The 16,331-nt window shown below is 73.1% G+C and carries 12 protein-coding genes; 4 read left to right on the top strand and 8 right to left on the bottom strand.

What is annotated here, in order from left to right:
* Positions 1 to 76: 76 nt before the first annotated feature.
* Positions 77 to 5,293 carry a sortase gene (locus JX575_RS05205; protein WP_186341418.1) on the bottom strand — a complete coding sequence of 1,739 codons (5,217 nt, stop codon included), beginning with the start codon at positions 5,291 to 5,293 and terminating at the stop codon, positions 77 to 79.
* 182 nt (positions 5,294 to 5,475) lie between these two features.
* Between JX575_RS05205 and JX575_RS05200 the strand changes: the two genes are divergently transcribed.
* Together JX575_RS05200 and JX575_RS05195 are read left to right on the top strand one after the other, a co-directional pair.
* Positions 5,476 to 6,663, top strand: coding sequence for a thiolase family protein (locus JX575_RS05200; protein WP_186341417.1), 1,188 nt, complete (start codon positions 5,476 to 5,478; stop codon positions 6,661 to 6,663).
* A gap of 46 nt (positions 6,664 to 6,709) precedes the next feature.
* The gene (locus JX575_RS05195) at positions 6,710 to 7,477 is read left to right on the top strand and encodes an IclR family transcriptional regulator C-terminal domain-containing protein (protein ID WP_206054522.1); all 768 of its coding nucleotides are present in this window, start codon (positions 6,710 to 6,712) and stop codon (positions 7,475 to 7,477) included.
* Positions 7,478 to 7,517: 40 nt separating this feature from the next.
* Here the strand turns inward: JX575_RS05195 and JX575_RS05190 are convergent, their stop codons facing one another.
* Both JX575_RS05190 and JX575_RS05185 read right to left on the bottom strand, forming a co-directional pair.
* A complete protein-coding gene (locus JX575_RS05190; protein WP_186341415.1) occupies positions 7,518 to 8,690 on the bottom strand; it encodes an acyl-CoA dehydrogenase family protein in 1,173 nt (390 codons plus the stop codon).
* Positions 8,691 to 8,833: 143 nt separating this feature from the next.
* Positions 8,834 to 9,757, bottom strand: coding sequence for a DUF6801 domain-containing protein (locus JX575_RS05185; RefSeq protein ID WP_186341414.1), 924 nt, complete (start codon positions 9,755 to 9,757; stop codon positions 8,834 to 8,836).
* Positions 9,758 to 9,911: 154 nt separating this feature from the next.
* Here JX575_RS05185 and JX575_RS05180 point away from each other — a divergent pair, with 154 nt between their 5' ends.
* Entirely contained in the window at positions 9,912 to 10,343 is a 432-nt protein-coding gene (locus tag JX575_RS05180) for a CoA-binding protein (RefSeq protein ID WP_186341413.1), read from the top strand.
* Positions 10,344 to 10,362: 19 nt separating this feature from the next.
* On the opposite strand, the gene gdhA is transcribed toward JX575_RS05180, so the two are convergent.
* The 3 genes from gdhA to lhgO are packed head-to-tail and all read right to left on the bottom strand — an operon-like array spanning position 10,363 to position 14,021.
* Complete coding sequence (gene gdhA / locus JX575_RS05175; RefSeq protein WP_186341412.1) at positions 10,363 to 11,709, bottom strand: NADP-specific glutamate dehydrogenase; 1,347 nt, start codon at positions 11,707 to 11,709, stop codon at positions 10,363 to 10,365.
* A gap of 60 nt (positions 11,710 to 11,769) precedes the next feature.
* Positions 11,770 to 12,771 (bottom strand): Gfo/Idh/MocA family oxidoreductase, encoded by a 1,002-nt coding sequence (locus tag JX575_RS05170; protein WP_186341411.1) that lies wholly within the window; start codon positions 12,769 to 12,771, stop codon positions 11,770 to 11,772.
* A gap of 41 nt (positions 12,772 to 12,812) precedes the next feature.
* A complete protein-coding gene (gene lhgO / locus JX575_RS05165) occupies positions 12,813 to 14,021 on the bottom strand; it encodes an L-2-hydroxyglutarate oxidase (protein WP_186341410.1) in 1,209 nt (402 codons plus the stop codon).
* 67 nt (positions 14,022 to 14,088) lie between these two features.
* Between lhgO and arfB the strand changes: the two genes are divergently transcribed.
* Positions 14,089 to 14,529, top strand: coding sequence for an alternative ribosome rescue aminoacyl-tRNA hydrolase ArfB (gene arfB, locus JX575_RS05160; protein WP_186341409.1), 441 nt, complete (start codon positions 14,089 to 14,091; stop codon positions 14,527 to 14,529).
* A gap of 20 nt (positions 14,530 to 14,549) precedes the next feature.
* Here the strand turns inward: arfB and purE are convergent, their stop codons facing one another.
* Complete coding sequence (gene purE / locus JX575_RS05155; RefSeq protein WP_186341408.1) at positions 14,550 to 15,098, bottom strand: 5-(carboxyamino)imidazole ribonucleotide mutase; 549 nt, start codon at positions 15,096 to 15,098, stop codon at positions 14,550 to 14,552.
* 10 nt (positions 15,099 to 15,108) lie between these two features.
* On the bottom strand, positions 15,109 to 16,278 hold the full coding sequence (locus JX575_RS05150) for a 5-(carboxyamino)imidazole ribonucleotide synthase (RefSeq protein WP_186341407.1): 1,170 nt from the start codon (positions 16,276 to 16,278) through the stop codon (positions 15,109 to 15,111).
* Positions 16,279 to 16,331 lie beyond the last annotated feature (53 nt).

Genomic DNA, 16,331 nt, shown 5'->3' with positions numbered 1-16,331 from the left:
CGGTGGCCCGCGCCGCCGGGGGCTGGCGGCCGTGCGTCGCCCCGCGGGGCTCCGACTGCCCCCTGGCAGCACGTGCTCACGGACCGACCGGGACGCGTCCACTCTCCGCACGGATCGGCACTGCGGTCACCACCTTGTACTTCGTGTAGTGGAAGTGGCCGTTGGGGTAGACGACCCGGTCGCTGCAGCTGATGAGCAGGAGACGGTGCGGGCCCGTGGTCCGGAACAGCCGCTGCGGCAGCTTGCGCGTCCGGTCGTAGGTCGCGACGTCGGACACCCGGTAGCGCTGGGTCTGACCGCCCCTCGTGATGGTGACCGTGTCGCCGCGCTCGGCGCGCCGCAGTCCCCACATCGCGCCCGGACGGTCGCTCCGGTCCGAGACGTGACCGGCGATGACCGACGTGCCGATCGTGTCGCCGAAGCCGGCGGACCTGCGCAGCCAGCTGGTCCGTGCGACCTTCTCGGGCAGTCGCATCCTCCCGCGCACGATCGTGGTGGGCACGACCGGGGCGTTCAGCCCGAAGCCCGGCGCACGCACCTTCGCGCGGGCGGCAGCCTCGCGGTCGGAGCCGGGCAGGACGCCCGCGAACCCTCCGCTCACGATCGGAGCCACGTAGGGCGGCTTCGCGACGGTGGTCGTCTCCGGCGGGAGCCCGCACCGGGTGGTGGCCGCGGCGGCCGTGGCGGTCGCCTGCGTGGTCACCTGCCAGGTGTAGACGCCGGGTTCGCTCACCTCCACGGCTGCGGTGCGACTCCAGCCCGCGCCGGCTCGCCACCGCACGGTGCGGGCGAGCGTCCCGGGCCGGCAGGAGGCGTCCGCGAGGGACTCGAACGGACCGTAGAGGCGGGCGGTCGCGGGGACCGAGGCGCCATCGGGGAGCCCGGTGATCCGGACCCGGTCGTGGAACCGCTCGCCCGGCTCGACGTCGCGGTCGGAGGTGCGGGTGCGGATCGACGGGGTGGCCACCGGGGGGGCCACCGGGTTGATCTCGACCACGGCGCCGTCGGGGGCGGAGGAGGTCGCGCCGCCGCTGGGGCCGTTGCCGGTGGCGCGGGCGACGTTGCGCAGCTGACCGGTGGCCAGGTCGGCGGCGGTGACGACGTACACGCTCGTGCAGTCGACGCTCTCCCCCGGGGCCAGGCGTGCAGCGCTCGGCGGGCAGGTCGGCGTGGGGAGGTCGCCGGAGCCGGTGAAGCCGTCCTCCACGATCGAGACGGCGCTCAGGGGGACGTCGCCGACGTTGGTGACGCGGAACGTGTACTGCACCTGCTGTCCGGCAGCGGTGACCGTGGCGGGGCTCGCGGTCTTGACGATCTGGAGTGCCGGCCGCTCGGTGCCGTTCAGGGTCGCCGAAGCGGAGTTGTTGGTGGTGTCGGGGTCGTAGGGCACGGCGCGCGCGCGGTCGGACGAGGCGGTGTTGGTGAGCGGGCCGGTGCGGGTGACCTGCGCGGTGATCTGCAGGACTTCCTGGTCTCCGGTGGCCGGGAGGTCCGTGGGCGCCAGCTGGCCCACGTCCCAGACGCCGGTGGCAGCGTCGTAGGTGCCGCGAGAGGCTGTGCTGCTGACGTAGGTCAGGCCGTCGGGCAGGACGTCGTTGACGATGACGTCCTCGGCGGTGTCGGGGCCGAGGTTGCGCACCCCGACCGTGAAGGTGACGGTCGCGCCGGGGACCGGGGTGGGGTTGTCGACGGCCTTGGTGACCGCGATGTCGGCGACCGGCACGAACAGCTCCTCGTCGTCGATGTTGTCGTCGGGGTTGGGGTCCTCGACCCGGGTCTGCTGGATCGCCGCCAGGTTGCGGTAGTGCCCGGAGGCGCTGTCGCCGACCAGCACCGAGACCTCCAGCGTCGCCGTCTGGCCGGATTCCAGCCGAGGGATGGTCCAGACGCGGGACGTCTCGTCGAAGGTCCCGTCCTCGGTGGTGTGCCCGGTGATGTTGGCCTGGATGAGCGCGGGGTCGTGGGCGATCGTGTCGTCCGTGGCGTTGGGCCCGTTGTTGGTGACGGTGATCGTGTAGACGACCGTGTCGCCCGGCTGGGCGACCGGCTGGTCGACGGTCTTGGTGATGGTGAGGTCGGCGAGCTCGACGAAGGTGGCCACCGCCGAGGCCGAGTTGTTGGTCGGATCGACGTCGCGCTGGTCGAGGCTGGACAGGCTCGCCGTGTTGCTCTGCTGCCCGACCACCGTGCCGGTCGCGGTGATGGTGAGGGTGACCGTGGTCCCGACCGGGATGGACCCGACGGTCCAGGTGCCGGTTTCGGGGTCGAAGTCACCGTCGCCGGTGGCGGACACGAAGGTCAGCCCCTCCTGGAGGAGGTCGGTGAAGACCGCGTTGGTGACGGTGGTCTCGGGTGCGCCCGAGACCCCGGTGTTGGTGGCGGTGACCGTGAACACCGCGTCCTGGCCGAGCGGGATCTCCGAGGCGGATCCCCCGCCGGCCGCGGCCACGGACTTGGTGACGGCGACGTCGACCGCGGGGGCCAGCGTGGTCAGGGTGGCCGACGACTCGTTGTCCTCCGGCGTCGGGTCGTCGAGCAGCGGCGCGTCGACCGTGGCGAGGTTGACCTTGGTCCCCTCGGAGTCGAGCCGAGCGGTGAGGGTGAGGGTGGCGGACTGGCCGGACGCGAGCCTGCCGACGTCCCATCGACGCGTGGCGAGGTCGACGGTGCCCTGGGAGGGGTCGGCCTCGACGAGGGTCACGCCCTCGGCGCCGGTGTCGGTGACGAAGACGCCGCCCACCGGGTCGGGGCCGCGGTTGAGGACGGTCACCGTGTAGGTGACCGTGTCATCGACGACGGCCTCCTGCGGCGAGACGCCCTTGACGATGACGAGGTCGGCGTTCGGGGTGCGAACCGCGACGGTCGCGGAGTCGGAGTTGTTGGCACTGTTGATGTCGGTGGGCGAGACGGAGGCGAGGCTGACCGCGTTGGTGAACGTGCCCGCGGCGCTGGTGTCGAGGACGAAGTCGAACGTCGCGGTCTCGTCCACGCCGAGGGCGCCGATGGTCCAGATGCTGGTGCTCGGGTCATAGCTGCCGGTGCCGCCCGACTGGCCGGGCAGGTAGGTCAGGCCGGGGGGCAGGTCCTCGCTGATCGTGATGCCGGTGCCGGGCTGCGGACCGAGGTTGGTGACCGTCACCCGGAACGTGACCGGCTCGCCGGCCGCGACCTCCCCGGAGCCGATGACCTCCTTGGTCACGGCCAGGTCGAGGGCGCGCGCGTTCAGCGTCACGGTGGCGCTGTTGTTGGACGGATCGGTGTCGAGCTGGTCGAGCCTGGTCAGGGTCGCGGTGTTCGAGGTCACCCCGTTGGTGTCGACCCGCGCGGTGATGGTCAACGTGACGGCGTTGCCGACGGCCAGCGCGGGGATGGACCACGCCCCCTCCTCGGCGCCGTAGGCGGACGGCTGGGGCCCCGAGGTGGTGGCGCTCTGGAGCGTGAGCCGGCCGGCGGGAAGCAGGTCGGTGACCAGGAGGTCCGTGGCGGCCGCCGGGCCGTTGTTGGTCGCGGTGACGGTGAAGGTGACCGTGTCGCCGACGCTCGGGGTGGGGTCGTCGACGGCCTTGGTGATCGCGATGTCGGTGTTGACGCCGATGCTCGCCTGGGCCTCAGGCGACTCGACCTCCTGGCCGAAGGGTGTCTCCCCCCTCGCGATGGCGGTGTTGACGATGCTCCCGGCAGCGTTGGCCTCGGCGGTGTCGACCAGGTAGGTGCCGGTGCAGGTGGTCGACGCACCCGGGGCCAGGACGTTCGCCTCGCAGACGAGGGACGCCGGGGAGACGCGATCGTCGGTGACGGCGATGTTCGTCACCGTGGATCCGCCGGTGTTGGTGACGGTGTAGAGGTACTCGACCTCCTGCCCGGCGACGTACGGCGGGTCGGTCTGCACGCTCTTGGCCAGGTCGAGGCTCGAGACCAGCGGGACGGTGACGGTGGCCTCCGGCGAGGTGACCGTCTCGCCTCCGGGATTCACGGCGTTCGCGACGGCGGTGTTGACGACCTCGCCCGTCGAGACGTCAGCCGCGGTGACGGTGTAGGTGCCTCGACACACCGTGGTCGACCCCGGTGCCGGCGCGGGTGGGAGCGTGGTGGCGTCGCAGGTGATCGGCCCGGTGATCGTGTCGTCGGCGATCGCGAGGGTCGAGAGGTTCTCCGCCCCCGCGTTGGTGACGGTGTACTGGTAGGGGATCTCCGTGCCGGCGGTGATGACGGCCGGCAGGGTGCCCGAGCTGCGGTCGACCTGCTTCTCCAGCTGCAGCTGGGGCAGCGGGTCGACCGTCCGGACCACGGCGTTGCGGATCAGGTGGACGTCGGTGACCCCGCCGGTGGCGCCCGACAGACCGAACTTGTAGGTGCTCGGCAGGCCCTCGGGTGCCGGCTCGTCGAGCTCGGTGACCCACGGGCTGGCGGGGTTGGCGGGGTTGTAGCGGACCTGGACGATGACGCGCGGGTCCGGCGCGGGCGTCACCGTGATGTTCACCTGCCGCCATGACGCCGCGAGGGTGCGGCCGCGCAGCGTCCCGGAGAGCGTGGTGCCCGGGTCGTCGGGGTCGTCGGCGTCCGCGGACGTGGTGGAGGCGAGGTAGCAGTAGCCCGTGAAGCCGTCACCGGGTCCGCGCAGCGTGATCACGTTCGGGGCCACAGCGCCCTCGGCGGTCGACGGCGAGCGTTGCCCCTCGGGGCATCCGTTCCCGCGATTCTCGCCGTCGTCGTAGTAGTTGCCGTACGCGTCCAACCCGACGCCGAGCACGCCGCCCTCGACGCCCGGCTCCGCGACCTCGCCCTCGACCGTGCGCTGTGCGTAGCCCAGGCTGCCGCCCGGCGCGCCGGTCGCGTTCAGGTTGGTGGCGCCGTCGACGAGGAAGAAGCCGATGCCGTCGGCCCCGGTGCCGCCGTACTGGAACTGGTCGAAGGTGATGGTCACCCCGGCCGTCGCCGGGATCGGCTTGTTGTAGAGCACGCTGCCGGCCGTCTGGGTGGTCGTGTCGGTGAGCTGCAGGTAGCCGGGAACGAGGCCGAGAGTGGGCACCGGACCGACCCGATGTGTCGCGCAGGTCGGGATGTTGGCGGCACCCGTCGGCGGTGGGGTGATGGCGCCCGTCAGGCAGCTGTCGCCCTGGGCGGTCCATGCCGGGTCCGCGACGGACCGGCCGGTGAACGTCTCGGTCGCGATCGTGGTTCCACCGGTCGGCGGATCCGCGGAGGCCGGGGCGGCAGCCCCCTGCGCCAGGAGGGCGAGCATGGACACAGTCATGCACCACGTGACGGTGGTGGCGATCAGGCGTCGGGTCATGGCGCGCTTCACCTTCGGGGTGGGTGGACGGTTCTCCACCATGTCCCGGACCACGTCGACCGTGCAGGGTCGGATGGCACGGGTCCTCGCGACAGCCCCCGGCGTCTGTCCCCGTGCCGCCCGGGCCCGTAGCCTGTACGTATCCCGAACGCTTGTACGCACTGCGAACATCGAGGTAGACCATGACCGCCCACATCTACGCCGCCGCACGCACTCCCTTCGGCAGGTTCGGAGGAGCCCTCGCCGGCTCGCGTCCCGACGACCTCGCGGCGCGCGCCCTGCGCGCCGTGCTCGACAAGGTGCCCGCCCTGGACTCCGCTGAGATCGGTGACGTGGTCTGGGGCCTGGCCAACGGCGCCGGCGAGGACAACCGCGACGTCGCCCGGATGGCCGTCCTGCTCGCGGGCCTGCCCACGTCCGTACCCGGCACCACGGTCAACAGGCTGTGCGGCTCCAGCCTGGACGCCGCCATGATGGCCTCGCGCACCATCGAGTCCGGCGACGCGGACGTGGTCGTCGCGGGCGGGGTGGAGTCCATGACGCGGGCGCCCTGGGTGCTGCCCAAGTCCACCCGACCGTTCCCGGCCGGCGACGTCACCGCCGTCTCCACCACGCTCGGTTGGCGGCTCGTCAACCCCGCGATGCCGAGCGCGTGGACGGCGTCCCTGGGCGAGTGCAACGAGCTGCTGCAGGAGAGGTTCGCCATCTCGCGCGAACGGCAGGACGAGTTCGCGGCACGCTCCCACACCCTGGCCGACGCCGCCTGGAACGACGGCTTCTACGACGCCCTGGTCGTCCCCGTCGACGGCGTCGACCTGACCCGCGACGAGACCATCCGGCCCGGCACCACCGCCGAGACGCTCGCCGGGCTCAAGCCCTCCTTCCGACCCGACGGCACCATCACCGCCGGCAACGCCTCACCGCTCAGCGACGGAGCCTCCGCGCTCGTCCTCGGCTCCGAGACCGCCGCCGACCGGATCGGGGCCGCTCCCCTGGCGCGGATCGCCGGCCGCGGGGCATCCGCACTCGACCCCCGCATGTTCGGGTTCGCCCCCGTCGAGGCCGCCGACGCCGCACTCGCGCGTGCCGGCATCGGCTGGGCCGACGTCGGCGCCGTCGAGCTCAACGAAGCGTTCGCCGTCCAGTCCCTCGCCTGCATGGACGCATGGAAGGTCGACCCCGACATCGTGAACACCAGGGGCGGCGCGATCGCCCTCGGGCACCCCCTCGGCGCGTCCGGCGGCCGCGTCCTCGGCACCCTCGCCCACGTGCTGCGCGAACGCGGCGAGCGCTGGGGCGTCGCGGCGATCTGCATCGGCGTCGGCCAAGGACTGGCCGTCGTCCTCGAGAACGTCGAGACCACCCGATGAGCCGCGCCACCATCCACGACGACGCCCCGAGCTCGTGGAGTCGTCCGTGAGGGACCGACCCAGCGCCGGCGGCGAGTTCGTCCAGTCGCTGGCACGCGGACTGGACGTCATCCGGGCGTTCGACGCCGACCGGCCCGCGATGACGCTCAGCGAGGTGGCCGACGTGACCGGACTGAGCCGTGCCGCCGCACGCCGGTTCCTGCTCACCCTCGTCGAGCTCGGGTTCGTCCGGTACGACGGCAAGCACTTCGCCCTCACGCCCCGCGTGCTGCGGCTCGGCACGGCGTACCTGTCGGGGCTCCAGCTCCCCGAGATCGCACGCCCACACCTGGAGGCCCTCTCCGCGCAGGTCGGCGAGTCCACGTCGCTCGGCGTGCTCGACGGCACCGACGTGGTCTACGTCGCCCGGGTCGCGTCTCGCAGCATCATGAACGTCGCCATCACCGTCGGCACCCGCTTCCCCGCCCACGCGACGTCCATGGGACGCGTGCTGCTCGCCGGCCTCAGTGCCCGCGAGCTCGACGACTGGTTCGCCGGCGCCGAGCTCACCGCCGTCACCCAGCACACGCCCACCGACGAGGGCGCGCTGCGACGCTTGCTGGACGCGGCCGCCGAGCAGGGGTGGGCCGCCAACGACCAGGAGCTCGCACCGGGACTCCGCTCGATCGCCGCCCCGGTGCGTGACCGCTCGGGGCACGTCGTGGCCGCCGTGAACGTCTCCTCCACGGTCCTGCACGACCCGCAGGCCGAGTACCTCGAGTCGTTGCTCGGCACCGCGGATGCCGTCAGCGCCGACCTCGGCCACTCGGGCTAGGGGCCCCAGCCAGCCCCTCGAGGCCCGGAGGAGCCGCAGCTCAGAGCTCGGACTGGACCCCGGCGAGGAGCTGGCGTGCCATCACGATCCGCTGCACCTGGTTGGTGCCCTCGTAGATCTGGGTGATCTTGGCGTCGCGCATCATCCGCTCGACCGGGTAGTCGCGGGTGTAGCCGTAGCCGCCGAGCACCTGCACGGCGTTGACCGTGACCTCCATCGCGACGTCGGAGGCGAAGCACTTGGCGGCGGCGCCGAAGAAGGTGAGGTCGTCGTCGCCGCGCTCGGAGCGGCCGGCGGCGGCGTAGGTCATCTGCCGGGCCGCCTCGACCTTCATGCCCATGTCGGCGAGCAGGAACTGCAGGCCCTGGAAGTCGGCGATCGACCTGCCGAACTGCTGGCGCTCCTTGGCGTAGTCGAGCGCGTAGTCGAGAGCGCCCTGCGCGACGCCGACCGCCTGGGCCGCGATGGTGACGCGGGTGTGGTCGAGGGTCTTCATCGCGGTCGTGAAGCCGGTGCCCTCCTCGCCGATCATCCGCGAGGCGGGGATGCGGACCTTGTCGAGGTAGACCTCGCGGGTCGGGCTGCCCTTGATGCCGAGCTTCTTCTCCGGTGCACCGAAGGACACGCCCTCGTCGGACTTCTCCACCACGAACGCCGAGATGCCGCCGCGGGTCTTCTTCTCGGGGTCGGTGACGGCCATGACCGTGTAGAACTCCGACTCGCCCGCGTTGGTGATCCAGCGCTTCACGCCGTCGAGCACCCACTCGTCGCCGTCGCGCACCGCGCGGGTCTTCATGCCGCCGGCGTCGGAGCCGGCGTCGGGCTCGGAGAGGCAGTAGGAGAAGCCGCCCTCGCCGCGGGCGAGCGCGCCGAGGTAGTGCTGCTTGAGCTCCTCGGAGCCGGCGATCTGCACGGGCAGCGAGCCGAGCTTGTTGACGGCGGGGATCAGCGAGGACGACACGCACGCGCGGGCGACCTCCTCGATGACCAGCACCGTGGCGAGCGCGTCGGCGCCGGCACCGCCGTAGGCCTCGGGCACGTGGGGGGCGTGGAAGTCGGAGGCGAGCAGCGCCTCGGCCGCCTCGTGCGGGTAGCGGGCCTCCTCGTCCACGGCGGCCGCGAAGGGCGCGATCTTGGCCTCGGCGACGGCGCGCACGGCCTCGCGGATGGCCTGGTGCTCCTCGGAGAGGGCGTAGAGGGGGAACTCGCTCATGCGCGAATTGTAGGACGTCCATGCATCTCCACGAGACGCCTGACGGTGTGGTCATCCCCACTCCCCGCCCGTGCGCACGGCAGGAACGACGAACGCCCGGCCGGTGCCGAGGCACCGACCGGGCGGGACAGGCGTGGAGCGGGTCAGCGGACCCGGATCACGACCTTCTTGTCCTTCGACTTCTTGGTGTAGTCGTCACCGAGGTAGAGCACGTTGACCTTGGTCTTGCCGGCCGGCAGCGCCTTCTTCAGCGTGACCTTCGCCTTGCCCTTGCCGTTGAGCACGCCCTTGCCGAGGGTCTTCTTGCCGAGCATGACCTTGACCTTGCCGGTCGGCACCTCGTTGGCCGCGTCCACGACCACCTTGAGCGTGGTCTTCTTGCCCAGCTTGGTGACCTTCTTGGTCGGGGTGGCCTCGGTGGTCGACTCGTTGGCGGCGAGGACGATCGAGCCGAGGCTCGACGGGGAGCCCGCCTTGAAGACGCACGGCACGTCCGCGAGCATCGTCACGTCGCCCTGCTTGGTGGCGGTGAACGTGAACGCCGACGGCACCACGATGTCGTAGGTGCCCTTGCCCGGCAGGTTGACCGGCACCGTGCCGGCCGGGACGGCGCCCGGGGTGGCGAGCGGGTTGGGCGTGTCGAGCTTGACCGGCGTGTTGGCCGTCTCCGGGAGGGCCGTCTGCGGGAAGCGCACGTTCTCCAGGGGCAGCTCCGCCGAGGCGTCGGAGGACAGCTCGTCGAGGGTGGCGACCATGTCGTTGGAGAAGCCGCCGATGCTGGTGGCCTGGAAGAGGCCCTTGGCGGCGTCGACGACGTCGCCCGGGAGCGTGACGCTGAGCAGCACCGGAATGGACGGGGCGTCCAGGCCGGCGTTGGCCGCGGCGGGGAGGTTGGCCGTGATCGCGACGGGGATGTCGCGGGCGCCGAGCGCCGGGAAGGTGCAGGTGTAGGTGGTCGAGGCGGTGGCCGCGGTCGCGGTCGGCGCCGCCAGGGCGACCAGGGCGCCGGCGGTCAGCGCGCCGGCAGCAGCGACGGCGCCGAGGCGCCGGGATGCGGTGTGGAGCATGTGAGTTCCCCTCGTGGGTGTGATGTGACGTGGGTCATCCCACCACATCCGCCACCGGGGCCCCAACACCCCCGCCACTTTCGCTACCTCCTGGTAACCGGGGGGCGTTCCTACGCGCTCCCCGGGGTGGGGGCCGTGCGGCTACCGTGGCGCCATGGGCAGCGAGTGGCAGGACCCCGCGGTGATCGACCGGATGCTCGACGACGCGCACATCTGGGCCGTCGTCGGCCTCTCCGGCGACCCCGGCCGTACGGCCTACTCGATCGCGGCGCTGCTGCAGGAGCGCGGCAAGCGGATCATCCCCGTGCACCCGGTGTTCGCCGACCCGGGCGCGCCGGCCGTGCTGGGCGAGCAGGGCTACGCCACCCTCGCCGACGTGCCCGACGCGATCGACGTCGTCGACGTGTTCCGTCGCTCCGAGGCGGCCGGCGAGTTCGCCGACCAGGCCGTCGCGGTGGGCGCCGGCGGCGTGTGGTTCCAGCTCGGGGTCGTCGACCACGACGCCTTCGCCCGCACGACCGCGGCCGGCGTGCCGATGGTGATGGACACCTGCCCGGCCATCGAGTGGCGTCGGCACCGCCGCTGAGCCCCGCGCGGGCGGCGTCTCAGACGACGCCCATCGCGAGCATCGCGTCGGCGACCCGGACGAAGCCGGCGATGTTGGCGCCCAGCACGTAGTCGCCGGGCCGGCCGTAGTCGTCGGCGGCCGCGGCGCACCGCTCGTGGATGCCCGCCATGATCTCGGCCAGCCTCGTCTCCGCGTGGTCGTGGGTCCACGAGTCCCGCGAGGCGTTCTGCTGCATCTCCAGCGCGCTGGTCGCGACCCCGCCCGCGTTGGCCGCCTTGCCGGGCGCGAACAGCACGCCCGCGTCCACGAAGGTCGCCACACCGGCGGGCGTGGTGGGCATGTTGGCGCCCTCCGCCACCACGACGCAGCCCTGCCTGACCAGCGTCCGGGCGGCGGCGTCGTCGAGCTCGTTCTCGGTCGCGCACGGCAGCGCGACGTGGCACGGCACGTCCCAGATCGACCCGCCGGCCACGTAGGACGCCCCCGGGCGCCGCTCGGCGTACTCGCTGATCCGCGCCCGCTCGACCTCCTTGAGCTGCTTGAGCAGCTCGAGGTCGATGCCGGCCTCGTCGACGACGTAGCCCGCCGAGTCGGAGCACGCCACCACGGTGCCGCCCATCTCGTGGACCTTCTCGATCGCGTAGATGGCCACGTTGCCCGAGCCCGAGACGACGACCCGCCTGCCGTCGAGGGACTCGCCGCGCTGGCGCAGCATCTCGCGCACGAAGAAGGCGGTGCCGTAGCCGGTGGCCTCCTTGCGGACCGCCGACCCGCCCCACCCGGTGCCCTTGCCGGTCAGCACGCCCGACTCGTAGCGGTTGGTGATCCGCTTGTACTGCCCGAAGAGGTAGCCGATCTCGCGCCCGCCCACGCCGATGTCGCCGGCCGGCACGTCGGTGTACTCCCCGATGTGGCGGTAGAGCTCGGTCATGAACGACTGGCAGAAGCGCATCACCTCGCCGTCGGAGCGACCCTTGGGGTCGAAGTCGGCGCCGCCCTTGGCGCCGCCGATCGGCATGCCGGTGAGCGCGTTCTTGAAGACCTGCTCGAAGCCCAGGAACTTCACGATGCCCAGGTAGACGCTGGGGTGGAACCGCAGGCCGCCCTTGTAGGGGCCGAGGGCGGAGTTGAACTCCACCCGGAAGCCGCGGTGGATCTCCACCCGGCCGGAGTCGTCGACCCACGGCACCCGGAAGATGATCTGCCGCTCGGGCTCGCAGATCCGCTCGATCACGCGCGCGTCGGCGTACTCCGGGTGGCGGGCCACGACGGGCCCGAGGCTGTCGAGCACCTCCCGCACCGCCTGGTGGAACTCGTCCTCGCCGGGGTTGCGCTGGACGACGAGGTCGTAGATCGAGTGCAGTCGGGAGTCCTCACGGGTCACCACCGCACCCTAGGCACTCACCGCACCCCGAGCGCACCGGGTCCGAGTCCTGAGCCGGGCTCAGACCTCGACCGTGGCCTCCGCCATCGTGATGCCGAGCTGGGCCAGCGCCTCCTCCAGCACCCACATCACGTCGAGGGTGTCCTGCAGCGGCATCAGCGGACTCTCGGTCAGCCCGGCCGCCAGGCAGCGCTGCACCTCCTCGGCCTGGTGGACGTAGCCGCGGCCGCTGGGCAGGCGCTCCACCTCCTCGGGCTCGGCGCCGTTGCGGCGTACGACGACCGTGCTGGGGTGGTAGAACGGCGGGACGATCTCGACGGTCCCCCCGGTGCCCACCAGGAGCGCCCGGCCGGGCGTCTGGCTCGCGAGCGTGCAGGTCAGCGACGCGGCGCGGCCGTCGTCGTAGGACAACTGGATCGCCGCGGAGCGGTCGGCGCCGTCGGGGTAGGTGGTGCCAGTGGCGGTGACCCGGTCCGGGCGGCCGAGGAGGTGCTGGGCCAGGGAGACCGGGTAGACGCCGAGGTCGAGGATCGAGCCGCCGCCGAGCGCGAGGTCGAACAGCCGGCTTCCCGGGTCGTAGTCGCGCTGAGCGCCGAAGTCGGCCTGCACCAGCAGCACCTCGCCGATGTCGCCGGCCGCGACGAGGTCGCGCACGTGGGCCACGGCCGGCTGGAAGCGGGTCCACATGGCCTCCATGCAGAACACCCCGGCGGCGCGGGCGGCGGCGACGACCTCCTCCGCCCCGGCGAGCGTGGCGGTGAACGCCTTCTCGACCAGCACCGGCGTGCGGGCCTCGATCGCGGCCATCGCGAGGTCGCGGTGCTGGGGGTGCGGGGTGGCGAGGTAGACGACGTCGACGTCGCCGCGCCGACCCGCCTCGAGCAGGTCGCGATAGCTGCCGGCACCGGCGCCGTCGGCGGCGAAGCGGGCGGCGAAGTCGGCCGCCGACGCGGGCGAGCGGCTGCCCACGAAAGCGATCTCGGCGTCCGGGGTCAGAGCGAGGTCGGAGGCGAAGGCGGCGGCCATGCCGCCCGTGGCGGCGATGCCCCAACGTGTGGTCATGCCCCGACCCTAGACATCACCGCACCCGCGGGACGCACATCTCACGCGCGGTGCTGCCACACCTCGTCCACCACGTGGGCGGCGATGGCCAGGCTGGAGGTGGCCCCGGGCGAGGGCGCGTTGCGCACGCACGTGACGCCGTCGGCGCGGGTGATGCGGAAGTCGTCGACCAGGCTGCCGTCGCGGTCGACCGCCTGGGCGCGGACGCCGCTGCCGGCGCGCCGCACGTCGGCGACCCCGATGTCGGGCACGTAGCGCGAGGCCGAGCGCATGAACGCGCGCCGGGACGCAGAGCCGACCACCTCGTCGACGCCGGTGCGCCAGTGGGCCCGCGCCATCCGCCAGAACCCCGGCCACGCGAGGGTGTCGCGGAGGTCGGCGGGCGAGACGTCGCGGCGGCGGTACCCCTCCCGCCGGGTCGCCAGCACCGCGTTGGGGCCGACCTCCAACGACCCGTCGACCCTCCTGGTGAAGTGCACGCCGAGGAACGGGTAGCGCGGGTCGGGCACCGGGTAGACCATGCCGCGCACCAGGTCTCGCTTGGCGGCGCTGACCCCGAGGTACTCCCCGCGGAACGGCAGGATCGCCGGGCCGCGCTCGCCGTCCACGAGCGCCGACACCCGGTCGGCCTGCAGGCCGGCGGCCACCACGACGTGGTCGAACCGCAGCGGCGTCGGGTCACCGTCGACCTGGACGAGCACCGCGTCGCCGTCGCGCCGGATGCCGACCACGCGCGCGCCGAGGCGTACGCCGCCACCGGCCGCGAAGACGTCGTCGGCGAGGGCCGCGGTGATCGCCGGGTAGTCGGTGATGGCGGTCTCGGGCGAGTGGAGCGCCGCCAGCCCGCGGGCGTGGGGCTCGACCTCGGCGATCTGCTCGGCCGCGAGCCGCCGGAGGCCGGGGACGCCGTTGGCGCGGGCGGACCGCTCGAGGGCGTCGAGGCGGCCCAGCTCGTCGGCGGCTACCGCGACCACGAGCTTGCCGCACGCGTCGTAGGCGATGGCGCGCTCGAGGCAGAAGTCGCGGAGCAGCCCGCGCCCACGCGCGCACAGCTCGGCCTTGAGGCTCCCCGGGCGGTAGTAGATGCCGGCGTGGACGACACCGGAGTTGTGCCCGGTCTGGTGGGCGGCCAGCCGGTCCTCCTTCTCCAGCACCACCACCTCGGTGCCCGGGCGGCGGCGCACCACCTCGCGCGCGATGGCGACGCCGAGGATGCCCCCGCCGACCACGCCGACCCGCTGCTCCCCCATGGCCGAGACGCTCGCCGCTCACCCGGCCGCCGTCAAGCGGGAGGGGGTTTCATCCCACAATGGGGGGATGCGCGACCTCCACGTCCCGGCCGGACCCGGCCTGCCCGACGGGCTGGTCGTGCCGGCGGCCGAGCTGGTCGAGCGGTTCTCGCGCTCGCCGGGACCGGGCGGCCAGTCGGTCAACACCAGCGACTCGCGCGTCGAGCTCGACTTCGACGTCACCACCTCCCAGGCCCTCACCGACGCGCAGCGGGCGCGGGCGCTGCGGCGCTGGCCGTCGGGACGGGTCAGCATCGCGGCCTCCGAGCACCGCTCCCAGCACCGCAACCGGGTGGCTGCCCGCGAGCGCCTCGCCGACCTGCTGCGCCAGGCGCTCGCCCCGCCACCGCCGTCGCGGCGGCCCACGCGTCCCAGCCGCGGGGCCAAGGAGCGCCGGCTGAAGGCGAAGAAGCAGCGAGGCCGGACGAAGGCGCTGCGCGGCCGGATCGACGACCAGAAGTCGACCTGACCCGGGGCGGAGGAGCCGGGCTAGAAGCCGACCCGTGGGGTGTCGCCGCCCGCGGCGCGGCGGACGACCTCGCCCTTGGCGTGCGCGGTCTCGGCGAGCCCGGCCTGGTAGTCGACGAGGCGCTGCTGGAGGGCGGGGTCGCTCGTGCCGAGGATGCGCGCGGCGAGGATGCCGGCGTTCTTGGCGTTGCCGATGGCGACGGTGGCGACCGGGATCCCGCCGGGCATCTGCACGATGGAGAGCAGCGAGTCCATCCCGTCGAGGTACGCCAGCGGCACCGGCACCCCGACGACGGGCAGCGGCGTGACCGAGGCCAGCATGCCGGGCAGGTGGGCGGCGCCCCCGGCGCCGGCGATCACGACCGACAGCCCGCGGGTGTGCGCCTCGCGGCCCCAGGCGATCATCTCGGTGGGCATCCGGTGCGCGGAGAGGACGTCGGCCTCCCAGGCCACCCCGAGCTCGGTGAGCACCTCGCCGGCGGCCTGCATGACCGGCCAGTCGGAGTCGGAGCCCATCACGATGCCGACCCTGGCGCCGGCCTGCTGCGTACCGCTCGTCTGCTCGCTCATCTGCTCGCCCTCACTCGCTCTCGTTGCCCAGGTCGCCGCGGAACCACGCGGCCGCGTGGCGGGCCCGCTCGAGGCAGTCCTCGAGGTCGTCGCCGTAGGCGTTGACGTGCCCGACCTTGCGCCCGGGGCGCAGGTCCTTGCCGTAGAGGTGCACCCGCAGGCGCGGGTCGCGTGCCATCGCGTGCGGAAGGCCGTCGTAGAGGTGGCCGGAGTCGGTGGGTCCGCCGAGGATGTTGACCATCACGGTCCAGCGCTCGCGGGGCGCGGGCGAGCCGAGCGGGAGGTCCATGACGGCGCGCAGGTGGTTCTCGAACTGCGAGGTCACGGCGCCGTCCTGGGTCCAGTGGCCGGTGTTGTGCGGGCGCATCGCCAGCTCGTTGACCAGGATCCGGCCGTCGGTCGTCTCGAAGAGCTCCACGGCGAGGATGCCCGTGACGTCGAGCGCGCCGGCGACCCGCAACGCGATCTCCTGCGCCTGCCCGGCCAGCGCGGGCGCGAGGTCGGGGGCGGGGGCGACGACCTCGTGGCAGATGCCGTCGAGCTGGGTCGATGCGACGACGGGGTAGGCCGCGGCCTGGCCGCTGGGCGAGCGCGCCACCAGCGCCGAGAGCTCGCGCCGGAAGTCGACGAGCTCCTCGGCCAGCACCTCCACGCCCGCAGCGGCGGCGGCGTCGAAGGCGACCTGCGCCTCGTCGAGCTCGCGCACCACCCACACCCCCTTGCCGTCGTAGCCGCCCCGGGTGGTCTTGAGCACGCACGGCAGGCCGAAGGCGGCCACGTCGTCGGTGGAGACGACCACGGCGTTGCGGGGGCAGGGCACGTCGAGCTCGCCGAGGCGGCGGCGCATCACCGCCTTGTCCTGGGCGTGCACGAGGGCGTCGGGGCCGGGGCGGACGGCGACGCCGTCGGCGGCGAGCGCGCGCAGGTGGGAGGTCGGGACGTGCTCGTGGTCGAAGGTGACGACCGCCGCCCCCGCGGTCACCCGGCGCAGGGTGGGGAGGTCGGTGTGGTCGCCGACGAGGTGGTCGGGGATGACCTGGGCGGCCGAGACCCCCTCGGCCTCCGCGAGCAGGCGCAGCGGGAGCCCGAGCGCGATCGCGGGCTGGGCCATCATCCGCGCCAGCTGGCCACCCCCGACGACGGCGAGCGTGGGAGCGCGGTGCGAGCCGGTCGAGGACACGTCCGGAGCCTATAGAAGCCGCGCACGCCGCGCGGGCCGGGGCTTGACGCCGA

It is taken from the genome of Nocardioides sp. zg-1228 (assembly GCF_017086465.1).
Classification (GTDB): domain Bacteria; phylum Actinomycetota; class Actinomycetes; order Propionibacteriales; family Nocardioidaceae; genus Nocardioides.
The sequence above is the reverse complement of the archived record's forward strand: the minus strand, read 5'-3'. Positions and strand labels throughout refer to the sequence as shown.

Excerpts from the sequence above, each read along its gene's own strand:
- JX575_RS05205 (WP_186341418.1), bottom strand. The coding sequence starts at position 5,293 with ATGACCCGACGCCTGATCGCCACCACCGTCACGTGGTGCATGACTGTG.
- JX575_RS05200 (WP_186341417.1), top strand. The coding sequence starts at position 5,476 with ATGACCGCCCACATCTACGCCGCCGCACGCACTCCCTTCGGCAGGTTC.
- JX575_RS05190 (WP_186341415.1), bottom strand. The coding sequence starts at position 8,690 with ATGAGCGAGTTCCCCCTCTACGCCCTCTCCGAGGAGCACCAGGCCATC.
- JX575_RS05185 (WP_186341414.1), bottom strand. The coding sequence starts at position 9,757 with ATGCTCCACACCGCATCCCGGCGCCTCGGCGCCGTCGCTGCTGCCGGC.
- JX575_RS05180 (WP_186341413.1), top strand. The coding sequence starts at position 9,912 with ATGGGCAGCGAGTGGCAGGACCCCGCGGTGATCGACCGGATGCTCGAC.
- JX575_RS05170 (WP_186341411.1), bottom strand. The coding sequence starts at position 12,771 with ATGACCACACGTTGGGGCATCGCCGCCACGGGCGGCATGGCCGCCGCC.
- lhgO (WP_186341410.1), bottom strand. The coding sequence starts at position 14,021 with ATGGGGGAGCAGCGGGTCGGCGTGGTCGGCGGGGGCATCCTCGGCGTC.
- arfB (WP_186341409.1), top strand. The coding sequence starts at position 14,089 with ATGCGCGACCTCCACGTCCCGGCCGGACCCGGCCTGCCCGACGGGCTG.
- purE (WP_186341408.1), bottom strand. The coding sequence starts at position 15,098 with ATGAGCGAGCAGACGAGCGGTACGCAGCAGGCCGGCGCCAGGGTCGGC.